Annotated in this window: 17 protein-coding genes; 5 read left to right on the top strand and 12 right to left on the bottom strand. The window is 37.5% G+C overall.

Features of this window, described 5'->3' with window-relative positions; all coding sequences use genetic code 11:
* Window positions 1–6 precede the first annotated feature (6 nt).
* The 3 genes from GQR59_RS07890 to GQR59_RS18825 all read right to left on the bottom strand — a co-directional run bounded on the left by GQR59_RS07890 (window position 7) and on the right by GQR59_RS18825 (window position 3,927).
* A complete protein-coding gene (locus GQR59_RS07890; protein WP_160061436.1) occupies window positions 7–1,230 on the bottom strand; it encodes a glycosyl transferase in 1,224 nt (407 codons plus the stop codon).
* A gap of 16 nt (window positions 1,231–1,246) precedes the next feature.
* Window positions 1,247–2,098 (bottom strand): HAD-IIB family hydrolase, encoded by an 852-nt coding sequence (locus GQR59_RS07885; protein ID WP_160061435.1) that lies wholly within the window; start codon window positions 2,096–2,098, stop codon window positions 1,247–1,249.
* 560 nt (window positions 2,099–2,658) lie between these two features.
* A complete protein-coding gene (locus GQR59_RS18825) occupies window positions 2,659–3,927 on the bottom strand; it encodes an OmpA family protein (protein ID WP_160061434.1) in 1,269 nt (422 codons plus the stop codon).
* A gap of 224 nt (window positions 3,928–4,151) precedes the next feature.
* On the opposite strand from GQR59_RS18825, the gene pdsR reads away from it, so the two are divergent.
* The 4 genes from pdsR to pyrC all read left to right on the top strand — a co-directional run bounded on the left by pdsR (window position 4,152) and on the right by pyrC (window position 10,235).
* Complete coding sequence (gene pdsR / locus GQR59_RS07875) at window positions 4,152–4,859, top strand: proteobacterial dedicated sortase system response regulator (protein WP_160061433.1); 708 nt, start codon at window positions 4,152–4,154, stop codon at window positions 4,857–4,859.
* Complete coding sequence (locus GQR59_RS07870) at window positions 4,859–7,189, top strand: ATP-binding protein (protein WP_160061432.1); 2,331 nt, start codon at window positions 4,859–4,861, stop codon at window positions 7,187–7,189. Before pdsR ends, GQR59_RS07870 begins: the two co-directional genes overlap by 1 nt.
* An 85-nt stretch (window positions 7,190–7,274) precedes the next feature.
* Window positions 7,275–8,234, top strand: a complete 960-nt coding sequence (locus GQR59_RS07865) for a coproporphyrinogen III oxidase (RefSeq protein WP_160061431.1) — start codon at window positions 7,275–7,277, stop codon at window positions 8,232–8,234.
* A 969-nt stretch (window positions 8,235–9,203) separates the two neighbouring features.
* Window positions 9,204–10,235 (top strand): dihydroorotase, encoded by a 1,032-nt coding sequence (pyrC, locus tag GQR59_RS07860; RefSeq protein ID WP_160061430.1) that lies wholly within the window; start codon window positions 9,204–9,206, stop codon window positions 10,233–10,235.
* 419 nt (window positions 10,236–10,654) lie between these two features.
* On the opposite strand, the gene GQR59_RS07855 is transcribed toward pyrC, so the two are convergent.
* Together GQR59_RS07855 and GQR59_RS07850 are read right to left on the bottom strand one after the other, a co-directional pair.
* Window positions 10,655–11,254, bottom strand: coding sequence for a PhnA domain-containing protein (locus GQR59_RS07855; RefSeq protein WP_160061429.1), 600 nt, complete (start codon window positions 11,252–11,254; stop codon window positions 10,655–10,657).
* Between the two features lie 100 nt (window positions 11,255–11,354).
* On the bottom strand, window positions 11,355–12,440 hold the full coding sequence (locus GQR59_RS07850) for a glycoside hydrolase family 18 protein (protein ID WP_160061428.1): 1,086 nt from the start codon (window positions 12,438–12,440) through the stop codon (window positions 11,355–11,357).
* A 117-nt stretch (window positions 12,441–12,557) separates the two neighbouring features.
* Between GQR59_RS07850 and GQR59_RS07845 the strand changes: the two genes are divergently transcribed.
* Entirely contained in the window at window positions 12,558–13,706 is a 1,149-nt protein-coding gene (locus GQR59_RS07845) for a methyltransferase (protein ID WP_160061427.1), read from the top strand.
* A gap of 199 nt (window positions 13,707–13,905) precedes the next feature.
* Here GQR59_RS07845 and GQR59_RS07840 read toward each other — a convergent pair whose 3' ends face one another.
* The 7 genes from GQR59_RS07840 to GQR59_RS07810 form a co-directional block, all read right to left on the bottom strand.
* Window positions 13,906–14,421, bottom strand: a complete 516-nt coding sequence (locus tag GQR59_RS07840) for a hypothetical protein (protein ID WP_160061426.1) — start codon at window positions 14,419–14,421, stop codon at window positions 13,906–13,908.
* A 382-nt stretch (window positions 14,422–14,803) separates the two neighbouring features.
* Window positions 14,804–15,301: a PEP-CTERM sorting domain-containing protein gene (locus GQR59_RS07835; RefSeq protein ID WP_160061425.1), complete on the bottom strand. Its 498-nt coding sequence runs from the start codon at window positions 15,299–15,301 to the stop codon at window positions 14,804–14,806.
* 2,396 nt (window positions 15,302–17,697) lie between these two features.
* A complete protein-coding gene (gene sucD / locus GQR59_RS07830; RefSeq protein WP_160061424.1) occupies window positions 17,698–18,570 on the bottom strand; it encodes a succinate--CoA ligase subunit alpha in 873 nt (290 codons plus the stop codon).
* Window positions 18,570–19,736, bottom strand: coding sequence for an ADP-forming succinate--CoA ligase subunit beta (gene sucC, locus GQR59_RS07825; RefSeq protein WP_160061423.1), 1,167 nt, complete (start codon window positions 19,734–19,736; stop codon window positions 18,570–18,572). The genes sucD and sucC overlap by 1 nt, the downstream gene beginning before the upstream one ends.
* A 118-nt stretch (window positions 19,737–19,854) precedes the next feature.
* Window positions 19,855–21,021: a 2-oxoglutarate dehydrogenase complex dihydrolipoyllysine-residue succinyltransferase gene (gene odhB, locus GQR59_RS07820; protein ID WP_201288034.1), complete on the bottom strand. Its 1,167-nt coding sequence runs from the start codon at window positions 21,019–21,021 to the stop codon at window positions 19,855–19,857.
* A gap of 50 nt (window positions 21,022–21,071) precedes the next feature.
* Window positions 21,072–23,882 carry a 2-oxoglutarate dehydrogenase E1 component gene (sucA, locus tag GQR59_RS07815; RefSeq protein ID WP_160061422.1) on the bottom strand — a complete coding sequence of 937 codons (2,811 nt, stop codon included), beginning with the start codon at window positions 23,880–23,882 and terminating at the stop codon, window positions 21,072–21,074.
* A gap of 53 nt (window positions 23,883–23,935) precedes the next feature.
* Window positions 23,936–24,652, bottom strand: coding sequence for a succinate dehydrogenase iron-sulfur subunit (locus GQR59_RS07810; protein ID WP_160061421.1), 717 nt, complete (start codon window positions 24,650–24,652; stop codon window positions 23,936–23,938).

The raw sequence follows: 24,652 nt of genomic DNA, 5'->3' as shown, positions 1-24,652 counted from the left end.
ACATGTTTATTCACTGAACTCTTGATGATCTAATTCAACCGCTTCTTTTAGTTGCTCTAATACATCTGGCATAGCACTAATTACACGGCTCCAAGAAGGAATGAATGGCGTATCCATTGGCTTATCTAAGAAAATCTGCCCTGCTGTCATGACGTTTTCCGCAAACATTTCTATGGCTTTTTCTTCATTATGAATATCAAGATTCAGACCATTCATCATGGCATCACCACGATACATTTCTAAGTAATCAAGTGCGATACGGTAATAAGTGGCTTTTAACGTACGGATACTTTCAGTGCTGAATGTTTCACCTTGTGTCGCTAATTTACGGATAAATGCCTTAGTGATATCAACTGACATTTTCGATAAACCACCTTCCACATTATCTAAAGAAAGATCTTGGTGTTTATGATCGTAAGCGTCTGAAATATCTACCTGACAAGTGCGGTTGCTCGCATAGTTACGATGCATTTCAGACAGCACGCCAATTTCTAATCCCCAATCGCTTGGAATACGTAAGTCGGTTAATACGTCTTTACGGAAAGAGAATTCACCCGCTAACGGGTAAAGGAAGCTATCAATAAACTCAAGGTATTCGTTGTGACCTATAGTCTTTTTCAACGCTTTAACCAGCGGAGTAACGAGTAAGCGCGATACGCGGCCATTGATTTTTCCATCAGCGACGCGAGAGTAAAAACCTTTACAGAATTCGTAGTTAAACCCTGGATTAGCAACGGGGTAAATTAATCTTGCTAATAATGCACGATCATATGTGACGATATCACAATCATGTAATGCCACTGATTCAGTCTTACCAGAGGCTAATGTATAGCCCATGCAATACCAAACATTACGCCCTTTACCAAGTTCTTTCGGTGCAACACCTAACGCCTGTAATTTAGCGTCTAGTGCTTGTAATCTTGGGCCTTCATTCCATAGAACGCGGTGATGTTGAGGTAATTTTTTGAAGAATTTTAGGGCGTGGCGATACTGCTCTTCACTTGCTCTATCTAACCCGATAACGATTTCACTTAGGTAAGGCACTTCGCTAAGATGATCAACGATATCTGGGAATGCATCTCCTTCTAATTCAGAAAAAAGAGAAGGCAAAATTAGGCCCATCGGACGCGTCTTTGAAAATGTCTTTAACTCTTCTTCAAGGTTTTCATTACTGCGTTGTCTTAAATTATGCATTGTAGTTACAATGCCATTTTGATAAAAATCAGCCATTAGTAAGCTCCTTGATTCAATAAATTAATTTCGATGATAAAATTTCGTTTAAACATTCCGCCCATCCAGCAGGACCATATAGGTTGCTTTGAAAAACATGTTCTTTCCTGGTTAATTCAGGGAAATCATGAACAGGTGAGCGGACTTGTACCGCGATAGTTGCTTGTTCAAGCATTGCGATATCATTCTTGCCATCACCTAAAGCGATGGTCACAATGTCATTAGGTTGAGAACTTAAATCGATAGACATTTGATTTTGCTTATACTGTTCAGTCAACCAAGCTTGCGCCTGACCTTTATCACAGTGTCCGCTAATGTGTAGGAAACGCCCTCCCTGTAAAACATTGGCTCCTAACTCAACCATGATGTTAGTAAATTGTTCTTGCTGCTCTTCATTTCCCAGCCAATTTAAGGGTTCCCCGTATTGGCGTTGTTTAGATAATGCTGCATTTTCAAGACTTAAACCGGTGAGTTCTGCTAGTTGTTCTACAGACATATCAGAGAAACTTTGAAAAGCTTCTTTGAATGCATCTGCGTTGTCTTTTAATAAACCTAACCAATGGTCTTTATTTGGGCAAAAAGATTTAACCCAGAATCCATTTTCTAAGTGAGTACCATTGGGTTGTGTTGGAAAGTAATTAACAGGAATGTAAATGGCCGCGCCATTTTCAATAATAAAAGGAGAGTTTAAGTTAAGTTGCTGACGAATTAATTGAATTTCAGGAAGTGTTTTACTGCTGTTAGGTATTATCGCAATATTGTTCTGCTTTAACCTAATTATCATTTCTGTTGCGTCATCAGTTTGATAAGTATAATGGTCCAATAATGTTCCATCTAAATCGGTAAACACCAATAATTTTTTATTCATCTATATTCCGTTTATTTGATGAGATACTTCGAGTTCTTTTACCTAGTTCTATATATTTATAGCACACTATTTTGTACAAATTTAAATTATTTACTTTTGTTTTTAACGATTTAAAAAACTAAAGGTTATATCATTCATTACGATTTAATATTAATTCCATGCTGTGTATTAGTACCAATAAATATAAAAAATATAATATTTAATTTTTTATTAAGTCCAATAAATTTAGCTAATAAACAAAAAGTAAGCTTTTCTACAATACATTAATTACGCAAAAATTACACAATTTGTACTAATTTACTACATTTTAAAATATCACTTAATGATTTAGATGTAAAAAAGACTAAGGAACACCCAGTTAAAAACACAGAGGCATCACTTAGTCTTTTAAGGTTAACACTAGAGAAGGTGAAGGGTTTCTTAAACTCATTTACATCAAAAAATAAATTAAAAAGAATAAACTCGTACTTGATATCACCGTGGCACTGACTATTTCATTGATATTAAATAAACGCTTAATTGTCATTGTTTCAATAATTGATTTGTTCATTTTAATCTCCTTAAAGTGAGTAGTCTGTAGAAGACACTAATGCCCATATGTTAATTATTGATGACACTTGGGCACTTTCTATTATTGTGTCATCCACCTCTTTTTTATTGTTCACTTGTTCATCTGCATTGAGTTGATCTTTGTTTGTTCTTAATTGATCATTTGACTCAAGTGTTGTCGTTTCATCTACTGTTTTAGTCGTGTTTTGATTTGATTTAGGCTTAGTAAATATAGGTTTAGTAAATTTAGGCTGTGTTAAGTTAGGATTGTCTGAATTAGAACGACTTAAGTTAGCTTCAGAATTATCCTGCTGACCAAAACCTAAGTTAATTTCATCTAGCAGCAAGTCTGTATTCACTTGTACGGTATCAGGATCATTAACGTGCATATTAATAGGTGTGTTTTTCTGATCATGACTGGTTACTTTTTCTTGCTGTTTAGCTAACAAGTTTGTTTTTTCTTCCTGTTTCCTTTGCTTCTCTAGCTTCATTTGCACAATTCGCGCAACACGTCTTTGTTCCATTTGCTCGTTACGCTTTTGAACAGTGATTGCTAGTTTTTGTGTTTCTGGTTTGTATTCCATAACACGCACTTTTCTTAATCCATAGTTATAGGTACTGTTATCTAGTTTCATCGCTTCATACTCACCTAAAGTTAATAATGTGATCTGCTCTTCTGCGACGCCTTGATTAACTAAAAAATCAGCCACCTTTTTTGCACGCTCTTTAGCTAATTTTAGGTTGTACGTTGCACTACCTGATTTATCTGTGTGCCCTACTACTTGCCACTTTTTATTCGTTGTTTGCGATTTAATGTGTTCAGCTACTGATACCAACTCCAACTTATATTCAGGCGCAATCACTGAAGAAGATAGAGCGAAATATACATCTGCTACATCAGTTTTATTTTCTTGTGATGCATTGATATTATTGTCTGCACTTAATTGATTAACCTCAGATGAGTTTTGTAGAGGCTGCACTTGCTCGGTTAATAGATTTTGCTCTGCTATCGTAGCTTGTTCATTTACGTCTGTTGTTAATAAGCTACTGTCTTGAGTTCGTTTAAAGAAAGCGGCATTATTATCCTTAGTTTGAGTGCCGTTATGATTTACTTTTACCGGTACCGTATAACGACTTAAGTGTTCAGAAAACTTCATCGCTTCTTTGTTCGAACGGTAATCTTCTAATAACAGTAATCCTCCCGTTAAAGCAGAAAGAGCAACGACACCAACAATAGTGTTTTTAAGGTGAGACGATTTTTTTGATGGTCGAGTATTCATAATGTTTATCCCTTTTGATATTGATAATGCAACTTCGGCTGCTGTTTAGATGTCAGTATTACAACAAACCTAAATGGCCAAATTAGGGAGCAAAAAAGGCAAACTAGTGATCAATTATGTTCAAATAATGGCAAAAGGGTTATTTGATTGTTTTTAAGCTCCACCAGCGCCACAATGAATAAATGAAATGAGCAGCAAACTAATAAACAGGAATTAAAGCGAACATGAAACGTATTGCCATTATTGAAGATGACCAAAGTATCCGAGAAAATTATACCGATCTCATGACGCGTTATGGCTATCTCGTAGAAGGTTATGAAGGTAGAGAGCAAGCAATGCAGGCGTTTACTCTCCGTTTACCTGATTTGGCTATTATTGATGTTGGTTTAGGGCATGAATATGATGGTGGTTTTTTACTGTGTCAGCAATTGCGCCAATTATCGGCAACTATTCCTATTATATTCCTCACTGCTCGTGATAATGACTTCGATAGCATTTCAGGGTTGCGTTTAGGAGCAGACGATTATTTAAGTAAAGAAATTGGCTTAGAGCATTTAATGGTGCGTATTAGTGCTTTATTCAGACGTACTGAGTTAAGTCAATCAGCCCACACTACTGAACCTTCTATTTTAACACGCGGTGCTTTAACGATTGATAATGACAAAATGCAGATTAGCTGGAATAACCAATTGCTTGAAGTGACTATTACAGAGTTTTGGATCATTCATGCGTTAGCCAATAAATCTGGTGTTGTCAGAAGTCGTCAACAATTAATGACCGACGCAAATATGGTCGTTGATGACAATACCATTACTTCTCATATCAAACGTATTCGCAAAAAGTTCATACAAATAGATTCAGCCTTTGATGAAATAACCGCAATTTATGGCATGGGCTATCGTTGGGATATCACCCCAGAGGCACAAGCGTAATGAGGTTTAAGTGGGGATTGCGTAGTAAGTTATTAACACTCAGTAGCTTATTGTTATTACTGCCTTGGTTTGCCTACCAGTTTGTTATTGAAATGGAAAATTTTCTGCGTTTAGGGCAACAACAAACCTTACTCGGTACAACCAGTGCGGTAGCAACTGCATTGCATGAGCGTCCTAGCTTATTTAATGAAGATGACACTCCTCTCTCTGATTTTAAGAAAGGCCATGATCTTTATGTTTATGATTTAAAAGCTCCGATTTCGCTCGATGCCAATATAGGTGATTGGGCGGCCATTAAAACGCTAAACAATGCTTACCCAGACACTGCTTATTCAGACAACACTTATCCAGACAATAATTACCAAGACAGTAATGACCCAGAAACTAATAAAGACTCAACTACAAATAACCAAAATAACCAAAATAACCAAAATAATCATGTACATTTTAATCAGTGGTTAGGTAAACAAAACGGTTATTTATATGCCTTTTTTCAAGTGTTTGATCCTCAACCGGTAAAACGTGAAAATACTAATTCAACCATAACCGACAACGATCATCTGATTATTGCCATGAGCTCCCCTCAGGGTGAGTTACAACGTTACATTATTTCTGTCGCTGAAGATGGTTGGTTCAATGGTTACCGATATCCACAACATAGTATTTATGCCACCAATGTAACTCGTGAAAAATCTATCCAAGGTATTTGGAAATCCACTCCACAAGGTTATAACATCGAATTACGTCTACCTTTGTCTTTATTGGGCAATAAGCTAGGTTTTCAATTAAATACTAGCTCTACTCCCAACAGTCGCAAAATAGATAACAGTATCAGCACCTCTAACCTATTAGATATCGACAAACTAGGTAGTGTGTTAATCCCTTCTCCAGAAATAGAAAATATTTTATTAGCGATGAGCCATACCCGCTCTCGTTTATGGGTGGTTGATAGACAGCAACGCGTGATAGCAAAAACCGGTGATATTCACCAAGCGACAGGCACATGGCCTAGCGACTACTACTCTGATGACAATAATGAGACTGAAAACTATAATAGGACTGAAAAAAACAATAATTCTGATGGCAGCGGTTCCGTTTCCAATAAAAGTGAAGAAATAAATGCCCCTTCCAGTTTTTGGTCAAAGATAGAATCATTAATATTATCGCCACTCTATGATTTACTATTAGACAAACCCGATAACAGTTTTATAGATACAGCAAAAAATGCAACACAACTCGATTATGCATTAATTGATGAAGCCCTCACAGGCAAAGCAGCCACACAATGGCGATTGAACGCGGATCAAAAAGTGTCGATTTTAAGTGCTGCTCATCCTATATTTATTAATGGACAAGTCGTTGGTGTTGTACTTGCAGAAGAGACAAACCACGGGATTCTAACGTTACGTAATCAAGCCTTAGAGAAGATGTTTAATGTATTAATTGCTATCATATTGATTGCAGGGATTTTGCTATTTTTGTTTATTTCTACCGTAGTGAAACGCATTCGATTGTTACGCGATCAAAGCGAACATATTCTCGATAACAATGGTCGTTTAAACGGGCAATTCAAACCAAGCCAACACAGTGATGAAATTGGAGATTTATCACGTAGCATGGCAGACATGGTAAAACGATTAGGTCAATACCATCATTATGTTGAGCAATTATCAGCTCGTTTATCCCATGAATTACGCACACCTGTTGCAGTTGTCAGATCTTCACTTGAAAACTTAGCCTCATTACCAGCAAACGATGAACAACAAAAGTATATACAGCGCTCTCAACAAGGAATAATCCGACTTAATAAGATACTCACCAGTATGAGTGAAGCGAGCCGAATTGAACAAAGTTTAGAGCAAGGCGAAAAACAAACTATCGATCTAAAAATGCTGATTAATAGCTGTTTACAGGGTTATGACATGATTTATAAGCAATCAAACTTCATTGAAGATTTAGGTGAACACAGTTTATTGGTTAATGCCGATCCTGATTTTCTGGTTCAATTGCTAGATAAAATCATCCATAACGCCGTTGAATTCTCTACTGACAATAAAACAATTAATGTTAGTTTATCTAAAAAAGACAGCTCTGCTGTGTTAACCATTGAAAATACAGGCCCGTTATTAGCGACAGATCAACAGCAAGACTTATTTCAATCGATGGTTTCTATTCGCCCTTCATCACAACAGCATGATACGCACTTAGGCTTAGGTTTATACATTGCTAAGATGATTTGTGATTATCATCAAGCCACATTATCTATTGATAATAATCATCAATTAACTGGTGTTATCGTCACTATTCGCTTTCCCTTACTGGCGCTATAAATTAATATGTTCGGTTAAAGAGATTAATTACATTTATAAAGCTAGATATTTTCATAGCTAAACCTATATCAATACAGGATTATCAATGCGCGTATTCGCCACCTCAGATGAAGCTCAATTTGCATTAACTCAACTCAGTAAAGTACAATTTTATTTTGTAGAAAAATTAGAAAAACTATCCACTGGCACCAGCTTTAAAGGTGTGGAATGGCTACGTGATAACGGCTCTCATGGTGGTGGTAAGCGATTTGAAGCGAGCACTAATACCATATTTAACCGAGCGTCTGTGAATGTATCGCAAGTACAATATGAAGATAGACCTGACAAAGCTTTTCTATCTGCTACTGCATTATCAACCATTATCCATCCTCAACATCCGTTAGCGCCTTCTATCCATATCCATGTGAGTTGGACAGAACTTAAAAACGGAAAGCAATTCTGGCGCTTAATGGCAGATTTAAACCCAGCTGTTGAAGACACAAACGATAATGTTTTGTTTAATGATATGTTGAAGAGAGTCAGTAGTGAGTGGTTTGATAGTGGGATAGAGCAAGGCGATCAATATTTTTATATTCCTGCATTAAATAAACACCGTGGTGTAAGTCACTTTTATTTGGAAGGGTTTACTGGGAACGAACAAACACCCAAAGACTTTTCTATTGATTTCGCCACTGAAGTGATTGATTGTTATATCGCATTGCTAACAGAGAAATTTAGTCGTTTAGCACCCCCTTCTGATAGTGAATTACAACAACAACTTGATTACCATACTTTATATTTTTACCAGGTATTAACTTTAGATAAAGGCACTACTGCAGGCTTACTAATACATAATCAAAATGATGTAGGCACCTTAGGATCTTTACCTGCTTATATAAACCGAGACTTGCTAGCAAGTTGGGTATCATTGTCAGATGAAACACAGCAACCATTAGTGCAATCCTTAGTTGATGTTCTACCTAAGCAAAAAAGCGTGCACATCACACCAGAAATAAAAGCAAATATCGCATTAGCCATCCGCCAACATTACGCAACTTTGAAGTAATCATACTTTAACAAAGAGTAATGTGCCTGTGTTGATCTTTTAACTTTGTGGCACTGGCTTTAGCCTGCAGGTTTTGTGTGTTGACTTTAGTTCTTTGACTTCGGGGCGCTGGCTTTAGCCTGCAGGTTTTGTGTGTTGACTTTAGTTCTTTGACTTCGGGGCGCTGGCTTTAGCCTGCAGGGTTATGTGTGTTGATGTTGATCTTTTGACTTCGGGGCGCCGGCTTTAGCCTGCAGGTTTTTGTGTGTCGATGTTGCTGATCCTTTGACTTCGGGGCGCTGGCTTCAGCCTGCAGTTTTTGTTTGTTGATGTTTGTTCCTTTGACTTCGGGGCGCTGGCTTTAGCCTGCAGGTTTTTGTGTGTCGATGTTGCTGATCCTTTGACTTCGGGGCGCTGGCTTCAGCCTGCAGTTTTTGTTTGTTGATGTTTGTTCCTTTGACTTCGGGGCGCTGGCTTTAGCCTGCAGGTTTTTGTGTGTCGATGTTACTGATCCTTTGACTTCGGGGCGCTGACTTTAGCCTGCAGGTTTTTGTGTGTCGATGTTGCTGATCCTTTGACTTCGGGGCGCTGGCTTCAGCCTGCAGGTTTTTTGTGTGTTGATGTTTGTTTTTAAAAAGACAAAAAACATAAACCCTAACACCAAAAACCCTGCAAGCTGAAAACAGGACTCACAGAGCTCCTCCGCCCATGGCACGACGCTTTAGACTAATTCACGATACGCCCCAAATCAAAACCAACACAATAAAAAATGCAGATTTAAAATATTTAGTTAATTAATTACTTTCAAGAAAAACTCTTTCCTTACTTAATGTTTTATAAAATATTTCCTCTTATACTTTATCTTTTACGACCCTCTTTTGCTTACATTCCTCCTATATCTCCAACAACTCTAACTAGGCCTTTACTTAACCTTTTGATACTTCTAAAATCGTTGCAATTCTTTTCCCCCCTTATTATGCGGAGCACTTTATGAGCAGCAAACTAACTATTACTCGTCCAGACGATTGGCATGTACATTTACGCGATGGTGAAGTATTAAAAGATACCGTGCGTGATACCAGTCGTTATATGGGTAGAGCCATTGTGATGCCTAATTTAGTGCCACCAGTAATGACAACTGAAAGCGCATTAGCATATCGTGAACGTATCTTGGCAGAAAAACCTACAGCAACATTTACGCCATTAATGGTTATCTATTTAACGGATAATACAAGTGCGGAAGAGATCAAAAAAGCCAAGGCATCTGGTCACATTTATGCGGCAAAACTTTACCCTGCTGGCGCAACGACCAATTCTGACTCAGGTGTAACAAATGTAGATAATATCAAAGCTGCGTTACAAGTAATGCAAGAAGTGAATATGCCATTACTAGTACACGGTGAAGTGACTTCACATGATGTCGATATTTTTGACCGTGAAGAAATTTTCTTAAAAGAAGTATTGGCACCAATTGTAGCTGATTATCCAAATCTTAAAATTGTACTTGAACACATCACCACTGCAAACGCAGTTGATTTTGTAAACCAAGCAAGTGATAACGTGGGTGCAACTATCACTGCTCATCATCTAATGTTTAACCGTAACCACATGCTGGTAGGCGGTATTAAGCCTCACTTCTATTGCTTACCTATTCTAAAACGAAATACGCACCAAGCAGCATTAGTAAAAGCAGCAACAAGCGGAAGTAAAAAATTCTTTTTAGGGACAGATTCTGCTCCGCATGCTATTGGTGCCAAAGAATCAGCATGTGGATGTGCAGGATCATATACCGCATTTGCTGCCTTAGAATTATATGCGGAAGTATTTGAAGCAGAAAATGCATTAGATAAGTTAGAAGGTTTTGCTAGTTTCAATGGTCCTGATTTTTATGAACTACCGCGTAATACTGATACCGTTACTTTAGAAAAACAACCTTGGGCTGTACCTGAAACATTAGTATTTGGTAATGATGTGGTTGTGCCTATCAAAGCAAACGAAGAGATGGCTTGGAAAGTGCTTTAGTTAGTAAACATTTTAGTTAGAAAGCACTTTAGTTGGAAACTAGTTTAGTAATAAGCCGTTTAAAATCTTTTATTTATTAACCTCAATTCCAGATAAGCAAATCGATAGCGTATCGTTATTTTTCGCGTATTTCTGTGGTAAATCATCTCCCAATAACTCGTTATTGTTTTGATGATTTACCTTGAACGACATAAAACGAACGGCATTGTTCGATATAAAAACTTACTGTATTAATATTTAATAGTATTACGCTTTCATTATTCATTGTTCATTGTTCATTACTCAGAACTCAGAACTCAGAACTCAGATTAAGTAAAACCAGCTAATAAAAAAGGTCCAATATTACACGATGTAATATTGGACCTTTTTGTATTTCACGCTCCCCATTGACTGGTTTAGCGCAAGACATGCTTATTTATCTATTTATCTTCAAATAATGGCATTTTCTTTAAATAAGTCGTTAACAGTACAATACGAACACCATTAACACGCCCTTCAATATGCTCAGGGTTTTCAGTTAATGAAATATTACGTACTGGCGTGCCACGTTTAGCAGTGAAGTTACCACCTTTCACTTCTAAATCTTTAATTAACGTAACATTGTCACCGGCTAATAAAACCACACCGTTTGAGTCACGAGTTGGTGCAACAGCTTCTATTTCATCTGCAGCTACACCATATTCAGCCCATGCTTTCTGTTCGTCTTCCATGTACATCATATCTAATAAATCTTGAGCCCAAACTTCGCCCGCTTTACTTAATCGTGTTAATAAACGAAAAGCAGTGACTTGTACGGCAGGCACTTGGCTCCACATACTATCGTTAAGACAACGCCAATGGTTATTATCCATCTCTGCTGTTTTTTCAATTTGAGGTAAACAAGTAGAACACACTAATACTGATTTATCTGAATTAGGTTCTTTAACAGGTGGCACTTCAAAAATAGACAGTTCACTGGTAGATGCGCATAATTCACAGCATCCGTTACTACGTTCTGTTAAAGCGGCATTGATCGGCATAATATGACCTTATAGTTAGTAGGGTAAATAAAGGGCGCTATTATGCACCCTTTTAACCACAATAAAAACCATGAAATAGTAGGCTTATTATTAATAGCAATTAATCACAAATATCATTCGGTCCACCGGCGACTTGCCAATCAACAGCGGCTAATATCGAATAAAAATCGCCTTCTTCAAAATAGTCTTGTTCTAATGAGGATAATATGACGCCACCTGCAAATGACTGTGCATATTCAGTTTTATCATTAACCGTTGGAATGCCGTTATAGTTAATATCATCAAACCGATTACCATCTTCATCTTCAACGTTAACGGCTTCATCAACACAAACATTATCAAGATCATCATCAGCTATTTCACGAAAACTTAATTCGCCGTCGCCATCTGAATATAATGGAATAGCTAATACTAGCTTATTCTTTACCACACAACGATCTGTCCAATACTCTATTGCGTCTTCAGCATCTTCTAGAGACGAGTGTAGGTCGTCATTGTCTGTTGTATTTAATGCCATCACATTAATAAAATCTGGGTAATCTAGCGTATCATCTTGAACCCCGTCATCTGTTGCATCATCATCTTGGCCTGTATCAACAACAAAACTAAACAGTACGCCTTGATCTTCCGCTACCTCAGAAATTTCTTTAACGAGATCTTCAAAAAGGTCACCTTCATCATCATTTTCGGGAAATTGCCAATTAATATCAATACCATCTAAATCGTATTCTTTAATCAGGTCTTCAACATTATCGGCAAAGTTATCTAAAGCAGTATCACTCGCCGCAATCGCATTAAAAGCAGAGTCACTTGAATTACCGAAAGAAACCATTGCAAAGACACCTGCATCTTGTGCCAATTCAATCATCTCTTCAAATTCATCTAAATCGTCACCTGTTGGTAAAATCAAATCACCATCAGACTCCACCCCTATTTTGCTATAGATAATATGAGTAAGCATGCCGAAATCTATATCATCAAGTGTTTCTTCATCACTAACAGACCAATAAGCAATTTGCTTGAAATTAACGGTTGTAACATCCTCTCCACATGCAGTTTCATCTGTGCCATCAAGAATATCTTCTATTATGTCATCAACTTGGTTACCACAAGCAGTTAAAGTGAACAATGGAATACATATTAATAGTGTTTTTATTAATTTATTTGAGCTTATAATTTTAGTCACGAAGCGTCCTATTCTTATTCATTTTAGTTATGGTCGATAATATCACTTACCTTAAGTGGTCAAGCAAGTTAAAATGGTAAATTAACTCTATATAAATTACCAAATTAGGCAAAAGCTATGAATGAAGCATTAATAATTGCAGATCAAACTTTAATTTTACATCGTCACCCGCGCCGTAAGAATGAAACATTACAAGCGTGGGACTCAGCAGATGAATACCTGATCAATCATTTCAATGAAAATGAATTAGGTAAATACATTGCTGAAGATGGGCAATTATTAATCATCAATGATGGTTTCGGTGCATTGAGTTGTTATTTTAGTGAAATTGAAAGAACCGTTGTTTCAGACTCTTTCTTATCAGTTAGTTCAATTAAGCTAAATATGCAACGCAATCGTTGCACTCCTGAGACACTATTAATTCAAGATAGTTTGCAAGAACTACCAACGAATGCAAAAGTTGTATTAATTAAAGTGCCTAAAACATTGGCATTTTTAGAATATCAACTACAACAATTAAGTGCGGTTATCGATAAAGACACGATTATTGTTGCAGCAGGTAAGGTTGATGTAATCCATAAATCTACATTAGCTTTATTTGAAAAATATATCGGCACGACTAAAACATCACTAGCGAAGAAAAAATCGCGCTTGATCTTTAGCTTACCAGATCAGAATGAAATCCCAGAAACTGAAGTGGCTATTACGTGGGAAATAGAAAGCCTAGAATGGAAAATTCATAACCATGCGAATGTATTCTCTCGTAATCATTTAGATATTGGCGGTCGTTATTTAATGGATAACTTACCTGAAGGCGACTTTACTAAAGTGGTTGATTTAGGTTGTGGCAATGGTGTTGTGGGTATGGCAGCGGCTGAAGCTTACCCTGAAGCACAAATTACTTTTATCGATGAATCCTACATGGCAGTTGATTCTGCACGTATCAACATGTTGAAAAACTTCGAAGAAGAACGTTCTGATAATACACGTTTTGTTGTTAATAATGGTCTAGTAGGTTTCAAAGCACGTAGCTATGATCTGATTTTATGTAACCCTCCTTTCCACCAACAGCATGCAATCACTGACCATATCGCATGGAGCATGTTTAACGACGCTCATTTTTGTTTAGCAATAAACGGTGAGTTGGTTATTGTTGGTAATCGTCATTTAGACTATCAAGACAAATTAGATCGTATTTTTGGTAACTGTGAATTGATTGCTGAAAACAAAAAGTTTGTTGTCTTACGTGCAGTAAAATACGATTAATCTTGTCGTAATAAACAGCCGTTATAAGCTGTCTTTATAAAATAAAAAGGCTGTACTCGTTTTAGTACAGCCTTTTTTAATTCACTCTTATCTCAACCGACTTATCATCTGAATCCAAATAATAAAAATTAATTAGTGTCATTGGTATCAGCTTTTCAATAAGTGCATACATTCAATATGCCGCGATTAGAGCATAAGCTTAACTTCGAGTTACTACTTTTCCACACGTATACATTTCACCATAAGAGGCAGATTTAACTTTAAGTGTTGTTTGCGTTAATGCCATTATTGTTCCTGATTCATTAACCGTCGCTGGTAAGATCTTTTTTAAATTTAGAAGTGCTTCTAATTCAGGATGACTTACATTTTTAAAATTAACATCTTTAGATTTAATATTGAGTTCATTCCCTTTAAGCGCCCAGGTAGAATTATCAGTCACACTGTACTTAAGCTCAGGCATACCATTAATTTTAAAAAACAAATAACCACTGCCGTTAGATTGACCATTAGCTAGATAATTAATTTTATAATTTACCTTAATCGACATTTTAGTATTAGGCTCTTCTACTTCATGTTGACATAACCAAGTACCATATAAGTTCTTTTCAGTAATTGATGACACTGTTGGAGTAGATTCAGCCGTACTGACTTCTGCAGCAAAACTCGGCATTGAATAAATAAACATTAATGTTGGCAGTACTTTAACTAAATTCATGTTTTACCTTATAACAAACGAAATAAAAAAAGTGTTAGGCTAAAAGCCCGATCATTAAACCTATGCAACTCTTAGTCAACATTCTAAACAAATAAATCCTTTTCTCTTATAAAAATTATTTTTATTTAACCATTGTAAAAATGAGTCAGGACTAATGCCATACAAAAAACACTACTCATTGGCTGAAAGCATATTTAATTATTCTCATTTAAGGAGCTCATTTTAATTGTTTTTTTATTTAAAATAAGAAAACTGACTAAAGTCAGGGCTAGGCATAAAAAAGAAAACAAAATAACAGGTATAAAAAAACCTCACTTAAAGCGAGGCTAAATCATAAAACGGTTGGGCAAGCTAATCACTAACCCATCATATTTACGATAGATTATAGCTGGCGGTGACGACGCAAACTTAAACCGATAATCGCAAGACCTAGTATCAATAGCGTACTTGGTTCTGGCACTTGTACTGTTAAAGTAGAAGTACCAACTCTAACACTAGTAAATGGGCCTGCATAAACAAACACATCTAATAAGCCATTACTATTAAGAGCGGCTAATGCATTAACTTCAAGATCACCTATAAAGCCACTGCCTAAAGTAATGGCACCCGAATCAAAATCAAACTCCTCAATTTGAAATAACAGAGTCTCCCAAAAACTAAGGTTATTAACTTGAATAGCTAAATTTGCACTTGTTGCACTTCCGAATGTAAATCCATCATCAGTAATATCATGTTGATAAGAAATTGAGTTCCCAAGGCCACTAAGCGCTTGATCTTGATAAACAACATCTACAATCAGACTTGCAAAAGAGCTTGTACTAAACAACAAGCCTAGTACCAATCCTATTTTTCTAATATTTGAAAATTTAAATATGTCCATATTTCACCTCTATCCTATTTAATGTAAAAAATAAAAAGTTTAATAAAATGAAATCATAAAATATAAATATATCAATGATATGCAGTTATGATTTTGCATCAAGCGTGCCACTATAACTTTTACTTTGTTTAACAGTTAGATAGGATATGAAAGAACAACAAGGTGAAATTACTGTAAAAAACATCAACACATTAAGAATTTATTATCTTAATTTAAATCAATTTTAAAGAAAAAGTTATCGCTTTCTTATGAGATCAATAGTTATGTAAATGACCTAAACTTTAAAAGTCATTTTAATATATACAAAGAAATGTTTTAAAAAATCAAAATAGGTATAAATTCACTTATAATAAAATAGGCTTAAATTAAAACAAATAATTCGAGATACAAAAATAACAAAAGTAAATAATAACCAGATAATAATGCATAGTATCTCGACATATCTTATCTGCTTTATAATGTTGATTACGATCTCAATAACTATCGAATCCAATTTCAACTAGCCATTAAGTCGTTTTCACGCCAGTATCTCTTCATTTTTTAAGGTATGAGATATCAATTGATTGTCGAAAATTGTATCGGGACACAAGTTTTAGCCTGCAGTCAGTTATATATCAACGTTGATCGCTTGACTTCGACACGCGAGCTTTAGCTTGCAGATTTTTGCATCCTAATGTTGACCTTTTGACTTTGAGGCGCTGGCTTTAGCCTGCAGATCTTTGCGTCTTGATGTTGATCTTTTGACTTTGGGGCGCTGGCTTTAGCCTGCAGAGGGTTGTGTGTCGATGTTGATCTTTTGACTTTGGGGCGCTGGCTTTAGCCTGCAGGGGGTTGTGTGTCGATGTTGATCTTTTGACTTTGGGCCGCTGGCTTTAGCCTGCAGATCTTTGCGTCCTGATGTTGATCTTTTGACTTTGGGGCGCTGGCTTTAGCCTGCGGGGGTTGTGTGTTGATTTTATATACGAAATCAAAATGACAACCCCCAACACAAAAAACCTGCAAGCTAAAAACAGGACTCGCAGAACTCTTCCGCACATGACACTATGCTTTGCCTGATTCGCCATGCGCCCTAAGTCAAAAAATGAAACACTAATTGATTGTCGAAAATTGTTTCGGGGCGCTCGCTTTAGCCTGCAAAGGGTTATGTGTTGATTTTATGATGAAAAATAAAAACCACACATAACCCAACACCAAAAACTCTGCAAGCTGAAAACAGGACTCGCAGAGCTCTTCCGCTCATGACACTAGGCTTTGCCTAATTCGCCATGCGCCCCAAATCAAAAAATTATTGATATATTGTATTCATTAAAAAATAAAAACAGGACTCGCAGAACTCCTCTGGTCATGACACTAACTTTAACCTACAGTCAGTTATGTGTCGATGTCCATCTTTTGACTTTGGGGCGCTGGCTTTAGCCTGCAGGGGTTGTGTGTTGATTATTTATTGAAAAGACAAAAAACATAAACGTCAACACCATAAACTCTGCAAGCTGAAAACAGGACTTTCAGAGCTCCTCCGCTCATGACACTAGGCTTTGCCTAATTCGCCATGCGCCCCAGCTAAAAAATTATTCATCTATGTATTCAGAAAAGCTTGCGGGCCAGCAAGCTTTAAATTTATCTTCAGTAGTTTCTATATTAGTGTACTAAAACACTAGCCAAGTTAACTACAGCATAAACAACAGGCATAAAAAAGCCCCGCTAAAAGCGAGGCTTGGTGATTAGCACTCTGTTAAGAGTTTACCAACCAGTGATTTCACGTAGCGCACTACCGATTTCAGCTAGCCATTGAGTCGTTTTCACGCCTGCGGCTCTTCATTTAAGGTACAGCATTTTAAATTTATCTTCAGTAGTTTCTATATTATCGTGTTAATAGACTCGTAAGTTAAATTAAAGTTGAAACAACAGGCATAAAAAAGCCCCGCTAAAAGCGAGGCTTGATGATTAGCGCTCTGTTAAGAGATTACCAACCAGTGATTTCACGTAGTGCGCTACCGATTTCAGCTAGCCATTGAGTCGTTTTCACGCCTGCGTCTCTTCATTTAAGGTACAGCATTTTAAATTTATCTTCAGTAGTTTCTATATTATCGTGTTAATAGACTCGTAAGTTAAATTAAAGTTGAAACAATAGGCATAAAAAAGCCCCGCTAAAAGCGAGGCTTGGTGATTAGCACTCTGTTAAGAGTTTACCAACCAGTGATTTCGCGTAGTGCGCTACCGATTTCAGCTAGCCATTGAGTCGTTTTCACGCCTGCGGCTCTTCATTTAAGGTATAGCGCTTTAAATTTATCTTCAGTAGTTTCTATATCAGTGTACTAAAACACTAGTCACATAAACAATAGGCATAAAAAAGCCCCGCTAAAAGCGAGGCTTGGTGATTAGCACTCTGTTAGAGTTTACCAACCAGTGATTTCGCGTAGTGCGCTACCGATTTCAGCTAGAGATTTAGTCGTTTTCACGCCTGCATCTTCAAGAGCTTTAAATTTATCTTCAGCAGTACCTTTACCGCCAGCGATAATTGCGCCAGCATGACCCATACGCTTACCAGCTGGTGCAGTAACACCGGCAATGTAAGAAACAACAGGCTTAGTTACATTTGCTTTGATATAAGCAGCCGCTTCTTCTTCCGCAGTACCACCGATTTCACCAATCATAACGATTGCTTCAGTCTCTGGATCTTCTTGGAACAATTTTAAGATATCAATGAAGCTTGAACCTGGGATTGGGTCGCCACCGATACCAACACAAGTTGATTGGCCGAAACCTTCATCAGTCGTTTGTTTAACTGCTTCGTAAGTTAATGTACCTGAACGCGATACGATACCTACTTTACCTTTCTTATGAATGTGACCAGGCATGATGCCGATTTTACATTCATCCGGTGTGATAACACCAGGACAGTTAGGACCGATCATCACAACGCCTTCTTGGTCTAGTTTGATTTTAACTGCAACTAGATCTAGTGTTGGGATACCTTCAGTAATAGTAACGATTAATTTAATACCTGCGTCAATCGCTTCTAAAATAGCATCTTTACAAAATGGTGCTGGTACATAGATAACTGAAGCTGTTGCGCCAGTTTTTTCTACTGCTTCACGTACTGTATTAAATACAGGAAGACCTAAATGTGTTTGACCGCCTTTACCAGGAGAAACACCACCAACCATTTGTGTACCGTACTCAAGTGCTTGCTCAGAGTGGAAAGTACCTTGACCACCAGTGAAACCCTGACAAATTACTTTAGTATCTTTATTAATTAAAATGCTCATTATTTTCCACCTACCGCTTTAACAGACTGCTGCGCAGCATCTGTTAATGATGTTGCTGCAATAATATTAAGACCTGACTCAGCTAGAATCTTACGACCTAACTCAGCATTATTACCTTCTAAACGAACGATAACAGGAACAGATACACCAACTTCTGCAACTGCACCAATAACGCCGTCAGCGATTAAATCACAACGTACGATACCGCCGAAGATGTTAACTAAAACAGCTTTAACTTTATCGTCAGAAAGAATGATTTTAAATGCTTCAGTAACACGTTCTTTAGTTGCGCCGCCGCCAACATCTAGGAAATTAGCCGGGTTACCGCCATGTAAGTTAACCATGTCCATCGTACCCATAGCAAGACCAGCACCATTAACCATACAGCCAATGTTTCCGTCTAGTGCTACGTAGTTTAATTCCCACTGTGCAGCATGCATTTCACGTTCGTCATCTTGCGTTGTATCGTTAATCGCTAGAAGCTCTTTTTGACGGTACATTGCATTTGAATCGATAGAAATTTTACCATCAAGACAAATTAGGTCATCAGCACCAGTAACAACCAATGGATTGATTTCTAATAATGATAAATCTTTTTGTTCAAAAATAGTCGCTAAGCCTAGGAAAATTTTAGTAAATTGACCTACTTGCTTACCAGAAAGACCTAATTTAAATGCTAATTCACGACCTTGGTACGCTTGTGCGCCAACCAATGGGTCAATCATAGCAGTATGAATAAGCTCTGGTGTTTCTTCAGCAACTTTCTCAATTTCAACACCGCCTTCTGTAGAGGCCATGAAAGTAACACGTTGTGAAGCACGATCGATAACCGCACCTAAATAAAGCTCATTAGCAATGTCACTACATTCTTCTAATAATAATTTATTTACTGGCTGACCATTTGCGTCTGTTTGGTAAGTTACTAAGTTTTGACCTAACCATTTATTAGCAAACCCAAGAATTTTTTCATTTGAATCAACTAATTCTACGCCACCCGCTTTACCACGACCGCCCGCATGTACCTGACATTTAATAACCCAACGTTCACCACCTAATTTAGATGCCGCATTCACAGCATCTTCAGCGGTATCACAAGCGACACCATTAGGAACCGGTAAACCGTATTCTTTAAATAATTGTTTTGCCTGATATTCATGCAAATTCATGATTTATTTCCATCTGTTTAGTTAAACTTAATAGCCCGAAAGCCGTGAGTGTAAAAACAATTTTTTGTGGCTGTTTAACGGTGTAAACAGCCAATCGATTAATACTTAAAAACCAATATTAAACGTCTAGTAATAGACGAGTTGGATCTTCAAGTAGTTCTTTGATTGTTACTAAGAATCCTACTGATTCTTTGCCATCAATTAAACGATGATCGTATGAAAGTGCTAGGTACATCATAGGTAAAATTTTCACTTCACCATTAACAGCCATTGGGCGGTCTTGGATTTTGTGCATACCTAAGATAGCCGCTTGTGGTGGGTTAATAATTGGCGTTGAAAGTAGTGAACCAAATACACCACCGTTAGTAACCGTAAAGTTACCGCCCATCATTTCATCAACAGTTAATTTTCCGTCACGACCTTTAATAGCAAGCTCACGAATACCTTTTTCAATGTCAGCCACACTTAATGTATCTGTATCACGTAAAACGGGTGTTACAAGGCCACGTGGTGTTGATACTGCAATGCTGATATCGAAGAAATTGTGGTAAACAATATCTGTACCATCGATTGCTGCATTTACTTCAGGGTAACGTTTAAGCGCTTCTGTAACCGCTTTGATGTAGAAAGACATGAAACCTAAACGGATACCATGTTTTTTCTCAAACACTTCTTGGTACTGCTTACGAAGATCCATGATTGGTTTCATGTTTACTTCGTTAAAAGTCGTTAACATTGCCGTTGAATTTTTAGCTTCTAATAGACGCTCAGCAACACGCTTACGTAAACGAGTCATTGGTACGCGTTTGTCGCTACGTGCAGCAACAGCCGCAACGATATCAACTTTAGGTGCAGTTTCACTTTTGTTCTTAGAAGTACGGAAGTTATCTACGTCTTCACGCGTAATAACACCGCCTTTACCAGACCCTTTGATATCGCGTGCATCAATGCCTTCTTCAAGCATTAAACGACGAACAGATGGACTTGCATCAGCAGTTGCTGCTGGTGCTTCAACTGGAGCCGCTTCTTCTTTAGCTGCCGCTGGTGCATCACCTTCTTCTAATTTAGCTAATAATTGCTTAGAAAGTACGGTTGCACCTTCATCTTCAATGATTTCTTTTAAAATACCTGATGCGGTAGCAGGTACTTCTAAAACAACTTTATCGGTTTCGATTTCAACTAATACTTCATCACGCTCAACGAAGTCGCCAGGTTGTTTGTGCCAAGTTGCTACAGTTGCATCTGCAACTGATTCTGGAAGTTCTGGAACTAATACTTCAATCATAATTAACGCTTCCTACAATAATAATTTTTATTCAATAAATTTAATTTTGATTACTGTTCATCAAAACCAAGTGCTTCGTTCACTAATGCTTTTTGTTGCTTAACATGAAGAGACATATAACCTACTGCAGTTGATGCTGATGCAGCACGGCCTGCGTATTGCAGCGTAGCGCCTTCAGGCATTACAGTACGGAAATTATGTTGACTACAATACCAAGCACCCTGGTTTTGAGGCTCTTCTTGACACCAAATAAACTCAGTTACATGTGCATACTGCTCAAGCAAATCATTTACTTCATCCGTTGGGAATGGGTAAAGTTGTTCGATACGTATAATAGCGACATGGTTTAAACCTTCAGCACGACGTTTTTCTAGTAGTTCGTAATAAACTTTACCACTACATAGAATAATACGAGTCACTGCTTCTGGATCTAACTCATCCACTTCACCAATTGCATTTAAGAATGTACCTGATGCTAATTCATCTAAGCTAGAAACCGCTAATGGATGACGTAACAATGATTTAGGTGACATAACAATTAATGGACGACGCATTGAACGAATGACTTGACGACGTAACATGTGGTAAACCTGAGCAGGTGTTGAAGGAACACATACCTGCATATTATGCTCAGCACATAATTGTAAAAAACGTTCTAAACGAGCTGACGAATGCTCAGGACCTTGACCTTCGTAACCATGCGGTAATAAAACAGTAAGACCACACATACGGCCCCACTTCTGCTCACCTGATGATAAGAATTGGTCAAATACAACTTGAGCACCATTTGCAAAGTCACCAAACTGTGCTTCCCAAATACATAAACCTTTAGGTGCACCAGTCGAATAACCGTATTCAAATGCTAATACCGCTTCTTCAGATAATACTGAATCATAAACATCGAAATGACCTTGGTCATCGGAGATATTTTGAAGAGGAGTGTAACGTTTAGCTTCAGTTTGCTCATGTAGTACAGCATGACGATGGAAGAAAGTACCACGTGCAGAATCTTGACCGACTAAACGAATATTATACTTAGAGTCTAATAACGTTGCGTAAGCTAAGTTTTCAGCGAAACCCCAATCAAGTAGTTTTTCACCACGCGCCATAGCAACACGATCGTTATAGATCTTAGCAATACGAGAATGTTGTTTCTGATCTTCTGGGTAATGACTGATAGATTCAGCTAATTCCACTAAGCGTTGTTTTTGGAAACCCGCTTCGTATGGTAAATCCCAATCATGTTTTAGATAAGGAGACCAATCAATTGAATTCCCTTGCATCGCTTGCCATTCTTTCACTACACATTCGCCATTATCTAAGGCATCACGGTAATCAGAGACTAGCTGCTTAGCAAAACCATCTGCAATAACACCTTCGCTTTCTAATTGCTTACTATAGATTTCACGAGGCGTTGGATGTTTTTTGATTTTTTGATACATCACTGGCTGTGTTGCACTTGGTTCATCAGCTTCATTATGACCATGACGGCGATAACAAACTAAATCAATAACCACATCTCGCTTGAATTTATTACGGAAATCGATAGCAATATGTGCGGCCTGCATGACGGCTTCAGGATCATCACCATTAACATGGAAAATAGGCGCTTGGACCATTTTAGCAATGTCAGTACAGTAACGAGTTGAACGTGTATCTTGAGGATCTGAAGTAGTAAAACCAACTTGGTTGTTGATGACGATACGAATAGTACCACTTACTTTAAAGGCACGAGCTTGCGACATATTGAATGTCTCTTGCACAACACCTTGACCTGCAATAGCGGAGTCACCATGAATAGTGATAGGCAGAACACTTTCACCAATACTATTCAAACGTTCTTGACGTGCACGAACCGAACCTAACACAACTGGGTTAACAATTTCTAAGTGTGAAGGGTTAAACGCTAGTGATAAATGAACATTACCTTTCGCTGTTTTAAAGTCACTACTAAAGCCTTGGTGATATTTAACATCACTTGAACCATCGATGTTGGCATGTTTACCAGCAAACTCATTAAATAAGTCAGTTGGTTTTTTACCTAATACGTTTACTAAAACATTTAAACGTCCGCGGTGAGCCATTCCGATAACAACTTCATGTGCGCCTTGCTCACCAGAACGTCTAATGACTTCTTTAAGCATAGGAACAAAAGAGTCACCACCTTCTAGAGAGAAACGTTTTGCACCAGGGAATTTCGAACCGATATAACGTTCTAGACCTTCTGCTGCGGTTAACTCTTCTAAAAATCGATTTTTAGCTTCGTTACTGAACGATGGACTGCTTTCACATGATTCAATACGGTTTTGGATCCAACGCTTTTCATCAGTATTAGTGATGTGCATGTATTCCACACCTAACGAGCCACAATAAGTTCGTTTAAGCGATGCAATAAGATCCTTTAATACCATCGTTTCATTGCCAGCAGCAAATGAACCGACATTAAAGTTAGCATCTAAATCAGAACCCGTTAGTTCATGATAAAAAGGGTCTAACTCTTTAACTGATTCTGTTTTAACTAAACCAAGAGGATCTAAGTTAGCAATTTCATGGCCACGGTTACGATAAGCACCGATTAATTGTAACACTTTGACTTGTTTTGCATCATTGTGAACAGCACCATCTGGTGGTGTGAAACATTTTGGCCCTTTGGCCGCAAGCTTCATCTGTTCACGGATAATTGAATGACGCTCCTCAGGAGCATCAGTCACGCTTGGTAACTCATCAAAGACTTCACGCCAATTAGCGTCCACAGCAAGTGGATCCTCTAAATACAATTCGTAAATGTCTTCGATATAAGTAGAATTTGCCCCGGAAAGATGCGATGAGGCTAACCAAGTTTCCATAACATTAGTTGGCATTAACATTCCTTATACTTTTATTAATTGCTTAATTAGTAATGTTTAGTTAAAAATTAAACAGCGCGCTGTAATAACATAGATTTAATTTTACCAATCGCTTTGGTAGGGTTTAATCCCTTAGGACAAACACTAACGCAGTTCATGATACTGTGACAACGAAAAACACTAAAAGCATCATCTAAATTCGACAAGCGTTCTTCAGTCGCACTATCTCGACTATCAATAAGAAAACGGTAAGCAGCTAATAAACCAGCTGGACCAATAAACTTATCTGGATTCCACCAAAATGAAGGACATGAGGTTGAACAACATGCACATAAAATACATTCGTATAAACCATCAAGTTTTTCACGCTCTTCTGGAGACTGTTTAAACTCTCCAGCAGGCGGTGTACGATCGTCATTAATTAAAAACGGTTTCACTTTTTCATACTGAGTATAAAACTGTGTCATATCGATAACTAAATCGCGTATCACTGGCAAGCCTGGTAGTGGACGGATAATTACTTTTTTGCCTGTTGATAACACGTCAGACAATGGCGTAATACATGCAAGTCCATTTTTACCATTCATATTAACGCCATCCGAACCACAAACACCTTCGCGGCATGAACGACGGAATGAAAGCGATGCATCTTTTTCTTTAAGTAAAATAAGCGCATCAAGTACCATCATGTCTGAACCTTCAGGCACATCTAATGACGTGTCTTGCATATAAGGTTTTTTATCAACATCTGGGTTGTAACGGTAAATTGAAAAATTAATATTCAT

Source organism: Psychromonas sp. L1A2 (genome assembly GCF_009828855.1).
Lineage (GTDB): Bacteria > Pseudomonadota > Gammaproteobacteria > Enterobacterales > Psychromonadaceae > Psychromonas.
Note: the sequence above shows the minus strand (reverse complement) of the source record. Positions and strands in the feature narration are given on the sequence as shown.